The sequence below is a fragment of the Lelliottia nimipressuralis genome (assembly GCF_041464075.1).
GTDB classification, from domain to species: domain Bacteria; phylum Pseudomonadota; class Gammaproteobacteria; order Enterobacterales; family Enterobacteriaceae; genus Enterobacter; species Enterobacter nimipressuralis.
In genome coordinates this window covers 1,366,494-1,386,197 of sequence record NZ_CP167172.1, presented here as the reverse complement: position 1 = coordinate 1,386,197, position 19,704 = coordinate 1,366,494, and the positions used below count along the sequence as shown (strand labels likewise).

Annotated in this window: 16 protein-coding genes; 1 reads left to right on the top strand and 15 read right to left on the bottom strand. The window is 54.4% G+C overall.

All coding sequences use genetic code 11. The features are described 5' to 3' along the window. Positions 1–57: 57 nt before the first annotated feature. From tolA to mngA, 10 genes are all read right to left on the bottom strand, one after another. A complete protein-coding gene (gene tolA, locus ACB496_RS06425; RefSeq protein WP_102105252.1) occupies positions 58–1,329 on the bottom strand; it encodes a cell envelope integrity protein TolA in 1,272 nt (423 codons plus the stop codon). Positions 1,330–1,357: 28 nt separating this feature from the next. Further along, on the bottom strand, positions 1,358–1,786 hold the full coding sequence (gene tolR, locus ACB496_RS06420; RefSeq protein WP_100777166.1) for a colicin uptake protein TolR: 429 nt from the start codon (positions 1,784–1,786) through the stop codon (positions 1,358–1,360). 3 nt (positions 1,787–1,789) lie between these two features. Further along, positions 1,790–2,482, bottom strand: a complete 693-nt coding sequence (gene tolQ, locus ACB496_RS06415) for a Tol-Pal system protein TolQ (protein ID WP_100777167.1) — start codon at positions 2,480–2,482, stop codon at positions 1,790–1,792. Beyond that, a complete protein-coding gene (gene ybgC / locus ACB496_RS06410; RefSeq protein WP_032617092.1) occupies positions 2,479–2,883 on the bottom strand; it encodes a tol-pal system-associated acyl-CoA thioesterase in 405 nt (134 codons plus the stop codon). Before ybgC ends, tolQ begins: the two co-directional genes overlap by 4 nt. 148 nt (positions 2,884–3,031) lie before the next feature. Then, complete coding sequence (gene ybgE / locus ACB496_RS06405; RefSeq protein WP_100780748.1) at positions 3,032–3,322, bottom strand: cyd operon protein YbgE; 291 nt, start codon at positions 3,320–3,322, stop codon at positions 3,032–3,034. Between the two features lie 2 nt (positions 3,323–3,324). Then, positions 3,325–3,438, bottom strand: coding sequence for a cytochrome bd-I oxidase subunit CydX (cydX, locus tag ACB496_RS06400; protein WP_095281280.1), 114 nt, complete (start codon positions 3,436–3,438; stop codon positions 3,325–3,327). 14 nt (positions 3,439–3,452) lie between these two features. Continuing rightward, complete coding sequence (gene cydB, locus ACB496_RS06395) at positions 3,453–4,592, bottom strand: cytochrome d ubiquinol oxidase subunit II (RefSeq protein ID WP_107704020.1); 1,140 nt, start codon at positions 4,590–4,592, stop codon at positions 3,453–3,455. A gap of 15 nt (positions 4,593–4,607) precedes the next feature. Then, positions 4,608–6,176, bottom strand: a complete 1,569-nt coding sequence (gene cydA, locus ACB496_RS06390) for a cytochrome ubiquinol oxidase subunit I (RefSeq protein WP_100777169.1) — start codon at positions 6,174–6,176, stop codon at positions 4,608–4,610. Between the two features lie 681 nt (positions 6,177–6,857). Beyond that, positions 6,858–9,491: a mannosylglycerate hydrolase gene (gene mngB / locus ACB496_RS06385; RefSeq protein ID WP_371974687.1), complete on the bottom strand. Its 2,634-nt coding sequence runs from the start codon at positions 9,489–9,491 to the stop codon at positions 6,858–6,860. 17 nt (positions 9,492–9,508) lie between these two features. Beyond that, complete coding sequence (gene mngA / locus ACB496_RS06380) at positions 9,509–11,425, bottom strand: PTS 2-O-a-mannosyl-D-glycerate transporter subunit IIABC (RefSeq protein ID WP_371974686.1); 1,917 nt, start codon at positions 11,423–11,425, stop codon at positions 9,509–9,511. Positions 11,426–11,607: 182 nt separating this feature from the next. On the opposite strand from mngA, the gene ACB496_RS06375 reads away from it, so the two are divergent. Continuing rightward, on the top strand, positions 11,608–12,324 hold the full coding sequence (locus ACB496_RS06375; RefSeq protein ID WP_102105256.1) for a GntR family transcriptional regulator: 717 nt from the start codon (positions 11,608–11,610) through the stop codon (positions 12,322–12,324). 125 nt (positions 12,325–12,449) lie between these two features. Here the strand turns inward: ACB496_RS06375 and sucD are convergent, their stop codons facing one another. The 5 genes from sucD to ACB496_RS06350 all read right to left on the bottom strand — a co-directional run bounded on the left by sucD (position 12,450) and on the right by ACB496_RS06350 (position 19,690). Further along, positions 12,450–13,319 carry a succinate--CoA ligase subunit alpha gene (gene sucD, locus ACB496_RS06370; RefSeq protein ID WP_095281274.1) on the bottom strand — a complete coding sequence of 290 codons (870 nt, stop codon included), beginning with the start codon at positions 13,317–13,319 and terminating at the stop codon, positions 12,450–12,452. Continuing rightward, positions 13,319–14,485 carry an ADP-forming succinate--CoA ligase subunit beta gene (gene sucC / locus ACB496_RS06365; protein WP_059355295.1) on the bottom strand — a complete coding sequence of 389 codons (1,167 nt, stop codon included), beginning with the start codon at positions 14,483–14,485 and terminating at the stop codon, positions 13,319–13,321. The genes sucD and sucC overlap by 1 nt, the downstream gene beginning before the upstream one ends. A gap of 96 nt (positions 14,486–14,581) precedes the next feature. Beyond that, positions 14,582–15,811, bottom strand: coding sequence for a 2-oxoglutarate dehydrogenase complex dihydrolipoyllysine-residue succinyltransferase (odhB, locus tag ACB496_RS06360; RefSeq protein ID WP_371974685.1), 1,230 nt, complete (start codon positions 15,809–15,811; stop codon positions 14,582–14,584). Positions 15,812–15,825: 14 nt separating this feature from the next. Continuing rightward, positions 15,826–18,633, bottom strand: a complete 2,808-nt coding sequence (gene sucA, locus ACB496_RS06355; RefSeq protein WP_100777174.1) for a 2-oxoglutarate dehydrogenase E1 component — start codon at positions 18,631–18,633, stop codon at positions 15,826–15,828. A gap of 340 nt (positions 18,634–18,973) precedes the next feature. Next, positions 18,974–19,690: a succinate dehydrogenase iron-sulfur subunit gene (locus tag ACB496_RS06350; protein WP_100777175.1), complete on the bottom strand. Its 717-nt coding sequence runs from the start codon at positions 19,688–19,690 to the stop codon at positions 18,974–18,976. Positions 19,691–19,704 lie beyond the last annotated feature (14 nt).

Genomic DNA, 19,704 nt, shown 5'->3' with positions numbered 1-19,704 from the left:
CTACCCGTCCCCAGCATCAAACCTTAGCCTGTATTTCCCACATTGAGCGGGAAAACATCACAGTTTGAAGTCCAGTTTGGCATCTTTTACCTTCTCATAAACAGCCTGTGAAGGCGGTTTAGGAATTTTGGCCGTTTTGGCAGCCGTCAAAGCAGCCTGACATAACGCTGGATCGCCCCCTTCCTGGGTTACGTCCAGTAGCAGTCCATCTGGCGCAAGCTTGATATGCAAGACGCAAGATTTACCGGCGTACAGATCAGCGCCGTATAAACGGCTCTGAATAGCAGTACGGATTTGCGAGGCGTAAGCACTGATGTCCGCACCCGATGCACCACCATTCGCCCCACTCGTTCCGCTGTCTTTAGCTGGCTGGCCGTTTCCTTTCGCCCCACCGCCCGATTTCGGCGCATTCTTACCTGAACTCAGGTCACCGAAAAGGTCGTCAACATCAGATGCCGACGCTTTCTCTGCTGCCGCTTTTTTGGCTGCGGCGGCTTTAGCGGCTGCTGCTTTATCGGCAGCGGCTTTCTTATCTGCAGCAGCTTTTTCAGCGGCAGCGGCTTTTTTGTCGGCCGCAGCCTTCTCAGCAGCGGCGGCTTTTTCAGCAGCGGCCTTCTCTGCTGCAGCCGCTTTCTTCGCAGCATCAGCAGCGGCTTTCTTCTCCGCTTCCTGGGCTGCTTTCTTCGCGGCTTCCGCTTCTGCTTTCTTCTGTGCGTCGGCAGCAGCTTTCTTGGCGGCTTCTGCTTCCGCTTTTTTCTGTGCGTCGGCGGCAGCTTTCTTCGCGGCTTCCGCTTCTGCGACTTTTTGAGCATCAGCAGCGGCTTTCTTCGCTGCGTCAGCAGCTTGTTTTGCCTGAGCGTCTGCTTTTGCTTTGGCATCCGCAGCGGATTTAGCTGCCGCTTCTTCTGCCTGCTTTTGCTGCTCTTGTGCTTTCTGGGCCGCAGCTTCAGCCTGCTTCTGCTGTTCTGCCTGCTCCTTCGCCGCTTCTTGCGCCTGCAAACGTTCTTTCTCGAGCTGCTTCAGACGCTCCTGCTCCGCGGCCTGCTTTTCACGCAGCTCCTCGGCCTGCTGTTGCGCCTGTTTGTCACGCTGCTCTTCTGCCCGTTTTGCACTCGCCTGCTGCTGTTGCTGACGATTATAGTTTTGCACTACCGCGCCTGGGTCCACCATGACGGCGTCGATGGAAGAGCCTCCACCGCCGCCGGCTGACGCGTCAATATGCTCATCGAACGAACTCCAGATCAGCGCTGCAAAGAGAATCACATGCAGCACCGCGGAGATAATAATCGCTCGCTTAAGCTTGTCGTTTTGTTCGGTTGCCTTTGACACTATCGGTTCCCAAAAACTGTGCAGAGGATTAAATCGGTTGCGTCATCAAGCCTACCGACTTAACACCCGCGCTATGTAGCAAGTTCAGCGCTTTAATTATTTCATCGTAAGGCACATCTTTGGCGCCACCGATTAAGAAGACCGTTTTCGGATTCGACGTCAGGCGACGCTGCGCTTCAGCAATAACCTGCTCAGGCGGCAGCTGATCCATGCGATCTTTCTCTACCACAACGCTATATTGCCCCACGCCGGAAACTTCAATGATAACCGGTGGTTCATCATTGCTGCTTACCGCCTGTGATTCTGTCGCATCCGGCAGATCAACTTCCACGCTCTGGGTGATGATTGGCGCTGTCGCCATAAAGATCAGCAGCAGCACCAACAATACGTCCAGCAACGGTACAATATTGATTTCGGACTTAAGTTCGCGACGATTTCGTCCACGCGCTCTGGCCATGGTTTACCCCTTGTTACTCTCGGTGCTGGTAAACGCCTGACGGTGCAGAATCGCAGTGAACTCTTCCATGAAGTTGTCGTAGTTCAGTTCCAGTTTGTTCACTCGCTGGTTCAGTCGGTTATACGCCATAACTGCCGGAATTGCGGCGAACAGACCGATTGCGGTCGCGATCAGTGCTTCTGCGATGCCCGGTGCAACCATTTGCAGCGTAGCCTGTTTAACCGCACCCAGTGCGATGAAGGCATGCATGATCCCCCACACGGTACCAAACAGACCGATATACGGGCTGATGGAACCCACCGTGCCAAGGAACGGGATGTGTGTTTCAAGTGATTCCAGCTCACGGTTCATCGAGATGCGCATGGCACGCGATGCCCCTTCAACGACCGCTTCAGGCGCATGATTATTTGCGCGATGCAGGCGAGCGAACTCTTTGAAACCGCTATAGAAAATTTGTTCGGAGCCTGAAAGGTTATCACGGCGCCCCTGGCTTTCCTGATACAAACGAGAAAGCTCAATACCAGACCAGAATTTATCTTCAAAGGCTTCGGCTTCACGGCCAGCAGCGTTAAGAATACGGGTTCTCTGGATAATGATTGCCCAGGATGCGATTGAAAAACCAATCAAAATCAACATGATAAGTTTAACCAGAAGGCTAGCCTTCAGGAACAAATCAAGGATATTCATGTCAGTCACTGCTTAAACTCCGCGACAATAGACTTAGGAAGCGCACGAGGCTTCATGATGAGTGGATCAACACAAACAATCAGGACTTCTGCTTCGTTCAGTACTGTGTTCTCTGCGTTGACGATCCGCTGCGTGAAAACCAGTGAGGTCCCGCGCATTGATGTTATTTCCGTTTGGACTTCGAGCATATCGTCGAGTCTGGCGGGTGCAAAATACTCCAGCGTCATCTTGCGTACCACGAAGGCAACTCGCTCAGCCAACAAAACCTGCTGACTGAAGTGATGATGGCGCAGCATCTCAGTGCGTGCCCGTTCATAAAAAGCAACGTAGCTGGCGTGGTAGACCACACCCCCGGCATCGGTATCTTCGTAGTAGACCCTAACCGGCCATCGAAACAGCGTTGTATTCACTTTACATCCTGGTAATGCAACAAAAGTTAGAGCTTTTAAACTTCGCTACTATACGCGCGGGAATGATGGTTTGGAATGGGGGAAAGTAAACGGAGAGTAAATTTTTATGGGCTCGAGTAAGCCCATAAGATTAACGGACAGTTCTTATTCAGCTAAAGAAAAAAACAAGTCCGGCGAGAAGCACAATATCAGCGACCAGCGGGCAGAAAATGCCTTGCCAGTGAACGGCTTTCGGGCGAAAGCCCACACCGTGAATAACGCCCGCGCAAACTGCCCACATGATCAAGAAACCATGCCAGATTTCCAGTTCGCTCGTCTTCGCCGCAAAGCGCGACGGGTCCCAGAAGATACAGCCTGCCAGCAGTAATGCCATCACTAAGGAAAGCGCCCGTAACGGGCGCTTGTCCATTACCGCATATAGCTTTGCGATAACATTCATCATCAGTGCTTTTCTTCACCGGTTTTGGTCGCTTCAATATGCTCAAGCGCCAGCGCGGTAATGACACCAAATGCACAGGCAAGAAGCGTCCCCAAAATCCATGCGAAATACCACATATTCAGCTCCTTACTTAGTACAGGGAATGAGTGTTGCTTTCGATGTCTTCTTTCGTGATACGACCGAACATTTTCCAGTAACACCAGGTGGTGTAGAGCAGGATAATCGGTACGAACACGCAAGCAACATATGTCATCAGGTTAAGCGTCAACTGGCTTGACGTCGCATCCCACATGGTCAGGCTCGCATTCATCATGGTGCTGGATGGCATCACGAACGGGAACATTGCAATGCCCGCAGTCAGGATGATGCACGCCAGCGTCAGTGAAGAGAACACGAATGCCCAGGCGCCTTTCTCAAGACGAGAGGTCAGGACCGTCAGCAGCGGCAGCAACACACCCAGAGCCGGGATAGCCCACAGCGCAGGAGTGCTGTTAAAGTTCACCAGCCATGCCCCTGCCTGACGCGCGACTTCTTTGGTCAGCGGGTTAGACGGCGCAGCATGGTTGATAGCAGACGTCACTACATAACCATCAATACCGTATACGACCCAAACACCTGCCAGCGCGAAGCAGACCAGTGTCACCAGCGCCGCAACCTGCGCGGTGGCACGGGAACGCAGGTGCAGTTCACCCACCGTACGCATCTGCAGATAAGTGGCACCCTGAGTAATGATCATCGCCACACTCACCACGCCCGCCAGCAGGCCAAACGGGTTCAGCAGCTGGAAGAAGTTACCGGTGTAGTACAGACGCATATACTCATCGAGGTGGAACGGAACGCCCTGCAACAGGTTGCCGAACGCCACGCCAATCACCAGCGGTGGCACGAAGCTACCGATGAAGATGCCCCAGTCCCACATGTTGCGCCAGCGGGTATCTTCGATCTTCGAGCGGTAGTCAAAACCGACCGGACGGAAGAACAAGGATGCCAGCACCAGAATCATCGCCACATAGAAGCCGGAGAACGCAGCCGCGTAGACCATCGGCCAGGCGGCAAACAGTGCGCCACCCGCGGTGATCAGCCACACCTGGTTACCGTCCCAGTGCGGGGCGATGGAGTTGATCATGATTCGACGCTCGGTGTCATTACGACCGAGGAAACGGGTGAGCATGCCCACGCCCATGTCGAAACCGTCCGTGACCGCAAAACCAATCAGTAAGATACCGACCAGCAGCCACCAGATAAAACGCAATACTTCATAATCGATCATTTGACGACTCCTGTCTTAGCGTGCCGGCTGAGTAGCCACGTTGGACTGCTCGTAGTGATAGCGACCGGTTTTCAGGCTGCTCGGGCCAAGGCGTGCGAACTTGAACATCAGGAACAGTTCGGCCACCAGGAACAGGGTGTACAGACCACAAATCAGCAGCATGGAGAAAATCAGGTCTCCCGCAGTCAGGGATGAGTTAGCCACTGCCGTTGGCAGCACCTCACCTATCGCCCATGGCTGACGGCCATACTCCGCAACAAACCAGCCGGACTCGATAGCAATCCATGGCAATGGAATACCGTACATCGCGGTACGCAGCAGCCATTTTTTCTGGCCGATACGGTTACGAATCACAGACCAGAAGGAGGCCGCGATAATCAGAAGCATCAGGATGCCGCAACCGACCATGATACGGAACGCGAAGTACAGCGGCGCAACGCGTGGAATGGAGTCTTTGGTTGCCAGCTGAATCTGTGCTTCAGTCGCATCAGACACATTCGGGGTATAACGCTTCAGCAGCAGGCCGTAACCCAGGTCTTTCTTCACGTCATTGAACTGATCGCGAACAGCCTGATCGGTAGAGCCTGAACGCAGCTGCTCCAGCAGCCCGTACGCTTTCATACCGTTACGGATACGCTCTTCGTGCTGCACCATCAGATCTTTCAGGCCCGTCACCTGCTTATCAACAGAACGGGTGGCGATGATGCCGAGGGCGTAAGGAATTTGAATAGCAAAACGGTTTTCCTGCGCATCCTGGTCAGGAATACCAAACAGGGTAAACGCCGCCGGAGCTGGCTGAGTTTCCCATTCGGCTTCGATAGCCGCCAGTTTGGTTTTCTGTACGTCACCCATTTCGTAACCGGATTCATCACCCAGCACGATAACAGACAGGATTGCCGCCATACCGAAGCTTGCCGCGATGGCAAAGGAGCGCTTGGCGAAAGCGAAGTCACGACCGCGCAGCATATAGTAGGAGCTGATGCCGAGTACGAACATCGCGCCGCAGACATAACCCGAGGCCACAGTGTGAACGAATTTCACCTGAGCAACCGGGTTCAGGACCAGCTCGGCAAAGCTGACCATCTCCATACGCATGGTTTCAAAGTTGAAATCAGACGCGATAGGGTTCTGCATCCAGCCGTTAGCGACCAGGATCCACAGTGCGGACAGGTTGGAGCCTAAGGCCACCAGCCAGGTCACTGCCATGTGCTGAACTTTACCCAGACGGTCCCAACCGAAGAAGAACAGACCTACAAAGGTGGATTCGAGGAAGAAGGCCATCAGACCTTCAATGGCCAGCGGCGCACCGAAGATATCCCCAACATAGTGAGAATAGTAAGACCAGTTAGTCCCGAACTGGAACTCCATGGTCAGGCCGGTCGCCACGCCCAGTGCAAAGTTGATACCAAACAACTTGCCCCAGAACTTGGTCATATCTTTATAAATCTGTTTGCCGGAAAGGACGTAGACCGTCTCCATGATGGCCAGCAGGAACGCCATACCGAGCGTCAGTGGCACAAAAAGGAAGTGGTACATCGCGGTCAAGGCAAACTGTAAGCGCGACAGTTCGACTATATCTAACATCATGACTCCTTGCTCATCGCATGAAGACTCCGAGAGTGAATCCCTGAGACGGGTTCACACACATGCCCCAATACAAAGTTATCTGTTCCCTTCGTCGTGACTTATTTTCTTCACTAGAGGAAAAAGTCATGATGAAAGGTTACAAATACGTTAAGAAAAAACTCTAATTGATCCCGCGAATATAATACGCTGCAAAGCCCTTACAATAAACAGGTTTTTATTGAAGGAGATTTACGTTTTACGACGGTGATCAATATATAGCGAATTTACACATTTTCAGCCAGTTTGATCGCCGACAATTTAGCGCCTTTTGAGGTGTTTTTCCAAGCATTAAACATTGATTTAAATCAAAAACGCGACTTTATGTTAATGGTGTTTAAATGCAGTAGCCATAGTAAAATCAATGTTAATGATATGTAGATTTAAGCAAGGTGATGGTTATCAAATACAGAGATGAAAATAAATTGAAGTGATTTTTTTTAACGCTGTTTGCCGTCTGGTCATTTTCACTGACAAACACTTAAGGATAGCTGCTTTAACGTGACTTTCCATCGCGACGTTTTCAGCCGAAGCGGAAACATCTATTTTACTTTTATTAATCTTTAAATTAACACCACGGCGTGACTATTTAGAAAACGAAAAGGTCACAAAAATGTGACCTTTGATTCGTTCGCCGGGTTTTTAGGCAAGTTTGATGCTAAAGGTTCTGGACTGGCAGGGCCGCAGGGTTTCAGCCGTCCCGTTGACAACCCTATCGCCCTTCTGAATCTCTTCATCCATTCCCGTTTCAGCACAGCGGCAGATCTCACGGCTGAAGCTGAACGAGGTATCACAACAAACCGACTCGGAAGGATTGAACACCCGCAGGATAATCTCATCGCGATCTTCGGCTTTTTTCAACGCCCCCACCAGGCAGCCAACGGGAGACATGGTCAATAAGCTGTAGGTCGCAGGAGTGACGACGCTGGCTTTGTTGAGCTTCATCGCATCCCACGGGATTTTGTTATAGCACTGGATCGGCGTCAGCCAGGCCCTGGCCTGCTGGGCAACGCCCGCATTGAGAGGCGTTCCGCAAAAGTTAAACAGGCTGAAACGACACTGCAGCGCTCCCCTCACCTGCGAATCTGGCACCGGCATTTTTATGCCAGAGGGGCGGCCTGGGCGTAATAACAGATCCTCTTTTCCGAGTAACCCAACGCCGCGCAGCAGCGTCAGAGCAAAGGTTTTCTTCTCCTCACCGACAATTTCAAACTCGCGTAATCCTTCGGTGAACAACGCCATGCCCTGGCGCCCCTCCTGCAACACCGCGTAATTCAGTAAGTTCCACACCGGCACCGGCGCCTCTTTCCAGCCCTCTTCCTGCCAGCGGTCCATCGCTTCATCACGAACGGGGCGGACGACCGAGCCAAACTGGGTATCTGCCAGCACCTCTGACGTGTTGAAGGGAGTCGGTATGAGCACCCGCACCCGGTGATCGTCCGCCTGATTATCCATGCGCACCTCAACGTCGATACGACGGCTGTGATGGCTGAGCGTGACCTCAATTTCAATGCCCAGGTGGCCGTCTCGCAGGCGGGCAGAGCGCGCAGCAAGATTGGCCGGGATAGCCATGCGGCTTCGGATCACCGCCCTGCTCTGCCAGGCTTCGTGAATCACCTCGACGGTATGCTGCGCCTCACGTGATGTCAGCCGCCACTCTTCCCGCGACGGCGAATAGTCGTATTCGTCCCCGTCATCGGAACTCTCTTCGATCTCCAGCACGCGGTCATAAATAAGGCCGGAGTCTTTATCCCGCAGGCGCAGCGTGCCGTCATCATTCAGGTCAATCTGCCAGAAAGCATTTTCCAGCAGCGCCGCCGTCGCCTCATGGCCCGGCAATACTTTTCCTGCGACGTGCGGTTCGATATAGAGGGTGCGATAGCCCATCGAAGGCAAAATCTGGCGCAGCTGGATATCAAACTCCATAAACGGCTCATAGTTGCCATAATGCACAATCTGCCGATCAATAAGGCCCGGATCGATCTCCCGTCGGGCGCGGATAAAGTAGGGAATTTCATTTCCTTTATCGTCCAGCAGGCGGAACGCGCTCGCGCGCAGGCGCACGGTAGTATTGACCACCTCTTCGCGTGGCCACGGCATCAGATTAAACAGCACCAGTTTGTCTTCATCCGTTTGCGGCATGTTGTCGACGATCTTACGTAAAGTGAAACGAATCAGATTGTCGGCCATATCCTCCGCCAGCTCGAAACGGGATGCGATCTCCCGGTGTACTTTATCGCTACAGCAGCAGCCGATGCTGTCGTGGGCGTGATTCTTTAAAATCTCCTTCCACATTTTCTCCAGCAGCCCATGGTGATACTCAAAGCCCAGCGTCCAGGCCAACGTAGAGAGCGGCTCCAGAATATTGACGATTTTGTTCTCCATGCGGGCGTGCGCCATTTTGATATCCATACGCGTAGAGCCGATGGTCCGGTGAACGCGCATATATTTCCCGTCGATAAACTCGCCGTTGAGCGTCGCCAGCGCATCACGATGAGCGTCGATATGCGCAAACACCGCTTCGAAGCGGCTCATGACAAACTCCCGCTGGGGATAGATCTCCCGCAGCGTCTTCATCACCGTAAAAATGTTTTGCTGCAGCGGCATCTGGTCGTGTCCGTTCGGCAACAAAATCTCTTTCGTGAGCGAGGCGTTTTCCAGCACGTCGAAATAACTGTCCAGCCGTTTACGCAGCCCGGCTTCGTCCTCCGGTAAGTACTTACCAATCGCGTAGCCCAGCGGCAGCACCTGTGTCGTCACTTCGCTGCCGTCTTTGCTCTGCCATAAAAACTCCGTTTTGTCGGTGCCATGACGTTCAGAACAGCCGCGCCAGAACATCGCGCGTTGGATACCAAACCCGTTGTAGATGTGCGGAAGCTGACCCGACATGCCGAAGGAATCCGGCAAATAGCCGATTTTCATCGGCTCGCCGAAGGCCAGGCAATCACGCATTCCGTACAGCAGGTTGCGCACAATGGATTCGCCCGAAACAATCGTGGTGTCCGTCTGGGTGTACCACGGCCCGATAATCAGCTTTCCGGCTTCCACCAGCGCTTTTACGCGTGCTTTGTTCTCCGGCTTTATCGCGAAGTAATCTTCCAGAATCGCCGTCTGCCCGTCGAGAACGTAGTATTTGTACTCCTCATCCTGCTCAAGGCGCACGAGGATCTCTTCCATATTATTGACCAGCAAAATGCGTGACTCTTCGGTGGTGAAGTACCACTCACGGTCCCAGTGCATGTGCGGCGTGATGTGAACGCGAGATACAGCTTTCATCTTCGTTTCCTGTCCAGTTAAGGCATGATGCTATTGGGAATGTATTTGCCGCTTTTTACCGCCTGACGCCGCCAAAGGAGCAGCACGCTGGTCGATATGGCGGTCCCCACCAGCGCGGCGCCAAACCAGCCCGCTGCGGCCGCAACGCCGCTCAGTCCGGCGGGATGCAGTAAAAAGAGGGAGAAAATTCCGGCCCCTGGGGTGGAAAGCCCCATTCCCATCGCGCCGACTATCGCGCCTGTCACCAGTGAGCCGAGCACAAACGAGCCAATCACCCGCAGCGGATCTTCAATCGCCATTGGAATCGCCCCTTCGGTGATCCCTGCCAGCCCCAGCAGCCAGGTCGATTTTCCGGTTTCGATTTCAAAAGGTTTAAACAGCCGCGGGGAGATGAGCGTTGAGGCCGTCACGGTAAACGCAGAAACCATTTTGACCGACGCAAAAATAGCGTATGGGCCGTACACCCCATTCGCCATCGCACCGAGGCAAAAGGCGTAGGCCGCTTTATTCACCGGACCGCCCAGATCGAACGAGCACATAAATCCAAGGATTGCGCCGAGCAGCAGCGCGTTTGCGCCAGAAAGTCCGTTCAGCCAGGCAGTCAGGGCGTTATTGATCCACGCTACCGGCTCACCGATCACAAACAGCATCAGGCTGCCCGCGCCGAGCGTGCCTATCACCGGATAGAGGTAATAGACCAGGAAACCGTTATAGCGATTGCTCAGGCGAACGTGATTTTTCACCCAGCGCATCAGATAGCCCGCGATCAGGCCCCCGGCGATAGCGCCCAAAAACCCGGAGCCAATCATGTTGGCGGCAAGTCCTGCCGCGAAACCGGGGGCCAGCGCGGGTTTATCTGCCAGCGAATACGCGGTATAGGCTGCGAGCACCGGCACCATCAACACGCCCAGCATCCCGCCGCCCAGTTTGCGATACATCCACAGCCATGAATTCTCCTGATCGAAGAGGTGCTGCAAACCGAGCATTTGCGCCAGTAATACCGACACTGCCAGCACCGTGCCCCCTGCAACGATCAAGGGCACGGCAAACGAAATCCCGCTCAGCAGGGCCTGTTTCAGCTCCGTTTTCAGGCTTTTTCGCCCGTCGGCGTCGGGTTGTTGCTGCCGTTGAACCTCAGAAGATTTCAGGGCCAGCGCCTGAGTGATCAGCGCTTCGGCGTGGCGCAGCGGCTCGGTCACGGGTACCGACAGCGCAGGAATGCCGTTAAAACGTTCATGATCTTTAATCGCCACGTCGGCGGCAAAAATGCAGGCCTTCGCCTCCTTGAGCTGCTGGGGCGTTAAGCGCCCTTCAATGCCGTTCGCCCCCTGCTTTTCGACAATCACATTGACGCCAAGCTTGCGCCCGGCCTTCTCAAGGTATTCCGCCGCCATATACGTGTGGGCGATCCCCGCCGGGCAGGCCGTGACGCAAACAATCGTCGGCGCATCAAACAGCAGCGCCACGGTTTGCTCTTCGGGTGCTTCGTCCAGTGCGGCCAGCAGGGCATCGGGCGTATCAGCCGCCATCACGCGCGCCCGCAAGACATCATCGGCCAGACGCGTGGTCAGCGCCGTCAGCACTTTCATGTGCGTGGTCCCTGCTTCGGCAGGCGGGATCGCCAGCAGGAAAATCAGCTCGACGTTTTCAGGCCCATCAACGCCCTCCCACTCAAGCGGATTGTGCAGCGTCGCGACCGCAAAAGCCGCTTCGTTCACCGCCGCACTTTTACCGTGCGGAACCGCCAGCCCCTCACCCAGCGCGGTTGGTCCCTGCGCTTCGCGCTGTAAAACATCAGCCAGAAAACGCTCCGGATCGGCTATTTTTCCCAGATCGTATAGCCGCTGTGCCAGCTGGCGGATCGCATCGTCACGATCGGTAAATCGCGCATGCAGAAAGATCGCCTGGGGATGAGTCAGAGTCGTCAGGTTCATCAGATCCTCACAGAATTGTCGTTTTAATGTACGGCAGATTCTGGCACACCAGACAATACCTTTATGTGATCATTTTCACTTAACTGCTAAATTTGTATTGTTGTTGTATTATTTACAATCCGATTACTCAGGGCATAATTCAAAAGAATGGTATTAGCTGAACAATACAAAAATGGACGTTTATGAGTCAGAAACCGATGTACCGCCAGATCGCCGACACCCTGCGCGAACAGATCAGCAGCGGCGAACTGAAGCCGGGTGACGCGCTCCCCACCGAATCAGCGCTTCAGGCGATGTTCAGCGTCAGCCGCGTGACGATAAGGCAAGCCCTAAAGCGGCTGACAGAAGAGCAGATTATCGAAAGTATTCAGGGCAGCGGCTCTTACGTAAAAGAGGAGCGGGTGAATTACGACATCTATCAGCTTACCGGTTTTTACGAAAAACTGGCGGACCGCAACGTCGACACCCACAGCGATGTGAAAGTGTTTGAGGTTATAAAAGCCGATGCAAGGCTTGCCGAAAAGTTGCAGCTCGCCCCGGATGACAAGGTCTGGCACGTAAAACGCGTGCGTTTTATCAAGCAAAAACCGGTGAATCTGGAAGAGACCTGGATGCCGCTGGCGCTGTTTGCCGACCTCACCTGGGAGGTGATGGAAAACTCGAAATATCACTATATTGAGCAGATCAAAAAGATGGTTATCGATCGCAGCGAGCAGGAACTGTTGCCGGTCATGCCTTCAGAAGAGGCGATCGCCGCCCTGTCGCTCGATCCGGCAAAACCGATCCTCGAAAAAGTCTCTCGCGGTTTTTTGAAAGACGGCAGAGTGTTTGAGTTCAGCCGTAACGTATTCAATAGCGACGACTACAACTTCACGCTGGTAGCGAAACGCCGACACTGAAAACCTGGCCGGTAAACGGTTGAACGAGAAATATATGGCATAAAAAAGGCCGCTTTTCAGCGGCCAACCATGTCGAAACGGACATTTATTATGTCAAAGCTCCCCTTGCGGAGAGCAGAGAGGATTTACTTGATGATAGCGCTCAGCGCTTCGCCGATATCGGCCAGGCTGCGAACGGTTTTAACACCTGCGGCTTCCAGAGCGGCGAATTTCTCATCCGCTGTGCCTTTACCACCGGCAATGATGGCGCCTGCGTGGCCCATACGTTTGCCTTTTGGCGCCGTCACACCCGCGATGTAGCCAACAACCGGCTTGGTCACGTGATCTTTGATGTAAGCTGCAGCTTCTTCTTCCGCGCTACCGCCGATTTCACCGATCATCACGATCGCTTCAGTCTGCGGATCTTCCTGGAACAGTTTCAGGATATCGATGAAGTTAGAGCCTGGGATCGGGTCACCGCCGATGCCCACACAGGTGGACTGACCGAAACCGTAGTCAGTGGTCTGTTTAACTGCTTCATAGGTCAGGGTACCGGAGCGAGACACGATGCCCACTTTGCCTGGCTTGTGAATGTGGCCCGGCATGATGCCGATTTTGCATTCACCTGGGGTGATGACGCCCGGGCAGTTTGGCCCGATCATGCGAACGCCCGCTTCATCCAGCTTCACTTTTACGGTCAGCATGTCCAGCGTCGGGATGCCTTCAGTAATGGTGATGATCAGTTTAATGCCTGCGTCGATCGCTTCCAGAATAGAGTCTTTGCAGAACGGAGCCGGAACGTAGATCACGGTCGCGGTTGCGCCCGTCGCTTCGACCGCTTCGCGCACGGTGTTAAACACCGGCAGGCCCAGATGCGTGGTGCCGCCTTTGCCTGGCGTCACGCCGCCAACCATCTGCGTACCGTAAGCAATCGCTTGTTCGGAGTGGAAAGTCCCCTGGCTTCCGGTGAAGCCCTGGCAGATAACTTTAGTGTTCTTATCAATCAAAACGGACATTATTTCCCCTCCACTGCGGCAACAACCTGCTGAGCTGCATCCGTCAGACTTTTCGCTGCAATAATATTCAGGCCACTGTCAGCCAGTTTTTTCGCGCCGAGTTCAGCGTTGTTACCTTCCAGACGAACCACAACCGGGACGTTCACGCCCACTTCTTCCACCGCACCGATGATACCGTCAGCGATCAGATCGCAACGAACGATACCGCCGAAGATGTTAACCAGAACGGCTTTCACGTTGTCGTCAGAGAGGATGATTTTGAACGCTTCGGTTACGCGCTCTTTGGTCGCGCCGCCGCCCACGTCAAGGAAGTTAGCCGGTTCACCACCGTGCAGTTTAACGATGTCCATGGTGCCCATTGCCAGGCCCGCACCGTTAACCATGCAGCCGATGTTGCCATCCAGCGCGACGTAGTTCAGTTCCCACTGTGCAGCCTGCGCTTCACGCGGATCTTCCTGAGACTGATCGCGCATTTCACGCAGATCGGACTGGCGGAACAGTGCGTTACCGTCAGCGCCCAGTTTGCCGTCGAGGCAGATCAGGTCGCCCTGAGTGGTGATCACCAGCGGGTTGATTTCGATCAGCGCCAGATCGCGCTCCAGGAAGATCGTCGCCAGGCCCATGAAGATCTTGGTGAACTGTTGAACCAGTTTACCTTCCAGACCCAGTTTGAACGCCAGCTCGCGCCCCTGGTAAGGCATAGGGCCTGCCAGTGGATCGATAGCCACTTTGTGGATCAGGTGTGGCGTCTCTTCAGCCACTTTCTCGATTTCCACGCCGCCTTCGGTGGATGCCATGAACACCACGCGACGGGAGCTACGGTCTACGACCGCGCCGAGATACAACTCTTTTGCGATATCAGTCGCCGCCTCAACCAGGATCTGGTTTACCGGCTGGCCGTTCGCATCTGTCTGATAGGTCACCAGGCGTTTGCCCAGCCAGTGTTCAGCAAAGGCACGGATCTCTTCTTTGCTCTTCACAACCTTCACACCGCCCGCTTTACCGCGGCCACCAGCGTGAACCTGACACTTAACTACCCAAGGGCCGGAACCGATTTTAGATGCGGCTTCTTCTGCTTCACGTGGGGTAGTACAGGCATAACCCACCGGAGCCGGTAAGCCATACCGGGCAAACAGCTGTTTGGCCTGATATTCATGTAAGTTCATGTGTTCTATCCATCCTTCAGGTAATCGTTTTTTTCAAACCTGTAGACCGGCAGCGCAACGCTTGCCCGGTCTACAGGGCAGGTGAGGCAAAAACTACTACACGTCCAGCAGCAGACGCGTTGGATCTTCCAGCAGCTCTTTAATCGCCACCAGATAACCCACAGATTCACGACCATCGATCAGACGGTGATCGTAGGAGAGCGCCAGATACATCATCGGCAGGATCTCCACTTTACCGTCAACCGCCATTGGGCGATCTTTGATGGCATGCATACCCAGAATCGCGCTCTGCGGCGGGTTGATGATTGGGGTAGACATCAGGGAACCGAACACACCACCGTTGGTGATGGTGAAGTTACCGCCGGTCAGGTCTTCAACGGTCAGCTTACCGTCACGGCCTTTCAGCGCCAGCTCTTTGATTTTCTTCTCGATATCCGCCATGCCCAGGGTATCAACGTCACGCAGAACCGGGGTCACCAGGCCGCGCGGCGTAGAAACTGCCATGCTGACGTCGAAGTAGTTGTGGTAAACCACATCTTCGCCATCGATAGAGGCGTTCACTTCCGGATAGCGTTTCAGCGCTTCAACAACCGCTTTCACGTAGAAGGACATAAAGCCCAGACGGATACCGTGACGTTTTTCAAACGCGTCACCGTACTGCTTACGCAGATCCATGATTGGCTTCATGTTGACTTCGTTGAAGGTGGTCAGCATCGCGGTGGAGTTTTTCGCTTCCAGCAGACGCTCAGCCACACGCTTACGCAGACGCGTCATCGGCACGCGTTTTTCACTGCGTGCGCCCAGCGCTGGCTGTGCAGCAGGCGCTGCGGCGGCGGCTGCCGGTGCTTTGGCTTCTTCTTTCGCAGGCGCTTTCGGCAGATGTTTTTCCACATCTTCACGGGTCAGACGACCGCCAACACCGGTGCCTTTAATGGCGCTGGCTTCAAGATTGTGTTCACCCAGCAGGCGACGGATCGCCGGGCTGAGTGCATCGTTAGTTTGCTCTTCCAGAGACGCTTGCTGACGCTGAGCCGGGGTGGACTCTTTGCTTTCAGACTTGGCGCTGGACTCTTTGCCCGCGCTGTTGCCTTCACGCAGGCGACCGAGGATCTGGCGAGAGGTCACCGTGGTGCCTTCGTCTTCCAGCACTGCATCAAGAATGCCATCCGCCGATGCCGGTACTTCCAGTACCACTTTGTCAGTTTCGATTTCTACCAGCACTTCATCGCGCTTAACGCTATCGCCCGGTTTTTTATGCCAGGTCGCAACCGTGGCGTCAGCGACGGATTCAGGCAGGTCGGGAACAAGAATATCTACGCTACTCATTATGTATCCTTAAATTATTCGACGTTCAGCGCGTCATTCACCAGATCTTGCTGTTGCTTCTGGTGAACGGACATATACCCTACCGCCGGAGAGGCGGAGGCCGGGCGACCTGCGTAACGCAGGGCAGACCCAAATGGAATCACATCACGGAAATGATGCTGGCTGCAGTACCATGCGCCCTGGTTGAGCGGCTCTTCCTGGCACCAGACAAAATCATGCACGTGTGCGTACGGTTTCAACGCTTCCTGCACCGACTGATGCGGGAACGGATAAAGCTGCTCGATACGCACGATGGCGACATCTTTCTGATCTTTCTTGCGGCGCTGTTCCAGCAGGTCGAAATAAACCTTACCAGAACACATCACAACGCGCTTCACGGCCTGCGGATCCAGCTCGTCAATCTCACCAATCGCTGGCTGGAAGGTCCCGTTCGCCAGCTCATCCAGGCTGGAAACTGCCAGCGGATGACGCAGCAGAGATTTCGGTGACATCACCACCAGCGGACGGCGCATACCGCGCAGCGCCTGACGACGCAGCATGTGGTAAACCTGTGCTGGCGTGGATGGCACGCAGACCTGCATGTTCTGCTCAGCGCAGAGCTGCAGATAACGTTCCAGACGCGCGGAGGAGTGCTCCGGACCTTGCCCTTCGTAGCCGTGTGGCAGCAGCATCACCAGGCCACACATACGGCCCCATTTTTGCTCGCCGGAGCTGATGAACTGGTCGATAACAACCTGCGCACCGTTAGCGAAGTCACCGAACTGCGCTTCCCAGATAGTCAGGGTGCGCGGCTCTGCGGTGGCATAGCCGTATTCAAACGCCAGTACCGCTTCTTCGGACAGCACGGAGTCCCAGACCTTGAACTGGCCCTGACCGTTATGCACGTGCTGCAGCGGGGTGTACGTTGAACCGTTGGTCTGGTTGTGAATAACCGCGTGACGGTGGAAGAAAGTCCCACGGCCCGCATCTTCACCGGACAGACGCACCGGAATCCCTTCGTCGACCAGCGTCGCGTACGCCAGGTTCTCAGCGCCACCCCAGTCGAACAGCTTCTCGCCGGACGCCATTGACTGACGGTCGGAGTAGATTTTCTGCACGCGAGACTGCATTTCAATCGCTTCAGGTACCGTGCTGATGCGTTTAGCCAGCTCCTGCAGACGCTTCATTTCGACCTTGTTCGGGTAGCTCTCATCCCACTCGTGGTTGAGGTACGGCGACCAGGTAAAGGAGTGCATGTTCATCGGACGCAGCTCTTTCACTACGCACTCACCGGCATCCAGCGCATCGCGGTAAAGATTAACCAGCTCGGTCGCATCTTCCAGGGTCGCGATTTTGTCGGCTTCCAGTTTGTCAGCGTAGATCTTACGTGGCGTCGGATGCTTTTTGATTTTCTGGTACATCAGCGGCTGGGTTGCACTCGGCTCGTCCGCTTCGTTATGGCCATGACGGCGATAGCAGAACAGGTCGATGAACACATCGCGTTTGAAGGTGTTACGGAAGTCCAGCGCCAGACGGGTAACGAAAGCGACAGCTTCCGGATCGTCAGCGTTCACGTGGAAGATTGGCGCCTGCACCATTTTACCGATGTCAGTACAGTACGGCGTAGAGCGTGCATCCAGCGGGTTCGAGGTGGTGAAGCCCACCTGGTTGTTGATGACGATGCGAACGGTACCGCCCACTTCGTAACCACGCGCTTTAGACATGTTCAGGGTTTCCTGAACGACGCCCTGCCCGGTTACCGCCGCATCACCGTGAATGGTGATTGGCAGCACTTTGTTGCTGCTTGGCTCGTCCAGACGATCCAGACGCGCACGCACGGAACCGATCACCACCGGGCTTACGATTTCCAGGTGTGACGGGTTAAACGCCAGCGCCAGGTGAACCAGACCGCCCTGCGTTTCGATATCCGATGAGAAGCCCATGTGGTACTTCACGTCGCCGGTACCGAGATGTTCTTTATGTTTGCCCGCGAATTCGTCGAACAGGTCCTGCGGTTTTTTACCCAGCACGTTGACCAGCACGTTCAGACGCCCACGGTGCGCCATACCCAGCACCACTTCACGGGTGCCGCTGTTGCCCGCATGGCGGATCAGCTCTTTCAGCATCGGCACTAACGCATCGCCGCCTTCCAGGGAGAAGCGTTTTGCACCCGGGAATTTAGCACCGAGGTAACGCTCCAGACCTTCTGCTGCGGTCAGTTCGCTCAGGAAGCGTTTTTTCTCTTCAACGCTAAAGCTGGCGTGGCCTGTCACCGACTCAATGCGCTGCTGGATCCAGCGTTTTTCGTCCGTGGAGGTGATGTGCATGTACTCTGCGCCGATGGAGCCGCAGTAGGTTTGTTTGAGCGCCTCAAGCAGCTCTCCCAGCTTCATCGTGTCTTTGCCGCTTGCAAAAGAGCCGACGTTAAAGCTTTCCTGGAAATCTGCCTCGGTCAGATCGTGATACGCCGGATCAAGATCCGCCACACGTTCTTGTTTCCACAGTCCCAGCGGATCGAGGTTCGCATGCTGGTGACCACGGAAGCGATAAGCATTGATGAGCTGCAGGACTTTAACCTGCTTCACATTGGTGTCAGGGTCAGAGATCGAGGAAGAGTAACGTGAGGCATCCTTCGCCAGACGACGGAAATAATCACGTGTTTTGGAATGGAATTGATCCGGTTTGACCCCAGTGCCAGGTAACTGCTGGAACATGGAACGCCAGTTAGCGTCCACTGAGTCAGGATCGGTTAAGAAGTCTTCATAGAGCTGTTCGATCCAGCTTTGGTTTGCACCAGAGAGGAAAGAAGAGTCCAGCCAGGCTTTCATTGCGCCGTTCTGCATCGTGATCCCTTAAGCATTTTTATGCTTATTTCGCCGTAGAAACTACCACGCACACCTCGTGTACGTGCCGGGGTTCACCTGCGAGCTCTTATGTTGTCTTGGGCTCGCGAAGGAACCTTTAAAAACTGTCTGTATAATCTTCGTCGTTCAGGCGGAGTTGTCGTTGCGGTTTTCACTCACGTCAGTTAACCGCGCCGTGTCTCGCTCTGAACGCCTCAATTATTGCCTGTCAGGGCAGTTTTTAGAGGTTTCCTACAATGTCTTTTTGCCCGGTGGCGTTCCGCTTACTGGCCTACATAAAAGTAGGCCGGATAAGCGGAGCGCCATCCGGCGGTATTACTTAGGCACTGCGCTGCAACAGCATCGACTTAATATGGCCGATGGCGCGCGTCGGGTTCAGCCCCTTAGGACATACACTGACGCAGTTCATGATGCTATGGCAGCGGAATACGCTGAAAGCATCACTTAATCCTTCAAGGCGACTGTCGGTTTCGGTATCGCGGCTGTCAATCAGGAAGCGATACGCGGCCAGCAGGCCAGCCGGGCCGATAAACTTGTCCGGGTTCCACCAGAACGACGGGCAAGAGGTCGAACAGCATGCACAGAGAATACACTCATACAGACCATCGAGTTTTTCACGCTGCTCTGGCGACTGTAAATGCTCGCGAGCGGGTGGATTTTGCCCATTATTCAACAAGTAAGGCTTAATCTTCTCATATTGTGCATAGAATTGCCCCATGTCCACCACCAAATCGCGAACGACCGGCAGGCCAGGCAGAGGACGAATCACAATTTTCTGTCCTGAACGCTGTAGCGCTGAAATTGGGGTGATACAGGCCAGGCCATTTTTGCCGTTCATGTTCACGCCGTCGGAGCCACAAACCCCTTCACGGCAGGAACGACGAAACGACAGTGTTGGGTCCTGTTCTTTCAGCTGCATTAACGCATCAAGCAGCATCATGTCGCGACCTTCTTCCGCTTCCAGGGTGTAATCCTGCATATGCGGAGCGTCATCAACATCCGGGTTATAACGATAAACTGAGAATTCGAGTTTCATTATCCTGTCTCCGC

Coding starts and splice junctions, on each gene's coding strand:
- cydA (WP_100777169.1), bottom strand. CDS start 6,176: ATGTTAGATATAGTCGAACTGTCGCGCTTACAGTTTGCCTTGACCGCG.
- cydB (WP_107704020.1), bottom strand. CDS start 4,592: ATGATCGATTATGAAGTATTGCGTTTTATCTGGTGGCTGCTGGTCGGT.
- ACB496_RS06375 (WP_102105256.1), top strand. CDS start 11,608: ATGAGTCAGAAACCGATGTACCGCCAGATCGCCGACACCCTGCGCGAA.
- mngA (WP_371974686.1), bottom strand. CDS start 11,425: ATGAACCTGACGACTCTGACTCATCCCCAGGCGATCTTTCTGCATGCG.
- sucC (WP_059355295.1), bottom strand. CDS start 14,485: ATGAACTTACATGAATATCAGGCCAAACAGCTGTTTGCCCGGTATGGC.
- tolR (WP_100777166.1), bottom strand. CDS start 1,786: ATGGCCAGAGCGCGTGGACGAAATCGTCGCGAACTTAAGTCCGAAATC.
- ACB496_RS06350 (WP_100777175.1), bottom strand. CDS start 19,690: ATGAAACTCGAATTCTCAGTTTATCGTTATAACCCGGATGTTGATGAC.
- sucD (WP_095281274.1), bottom strand. CDS start 13,319: ATGTCCGTTTTGATTGATAAGAACACTAAAGTTATCTGCCAGGGCTTC.
- sucA (WP_100777174.1), bottom strand. CDS start 18,633: ATGCAGAACGGCGCAATGAAAGCCTGGCTGGACTCTTCTTTCCTCTCT.
- odhB (WP_371974685.1), bottom strand. CDS start 15,811: ATGAGTAGCGTAGATATTCTTGTTCCCGACCTGCCTGAATCCGTCGCT.
- ybgE (WP_100780748.1), bottom strand. CDS start 3,322: ATGAATGTTATCGCAAAGCTATATGCGGTAATGGACAAGCGCCCGTTA.
- mngB (WP_371974687.1), bottom strand. CDS start 9,491: ATGAAAGCTGTATCTCGCGTTCACATCACGCCGCACATGCACTGGGAC.
- cydX (WP_095281280.1), bottom strand. CDS start 3,438: ATGTGGTATTTCGCATGGATTTTGGGGACGCTTCTTGCCTGTGCATTT.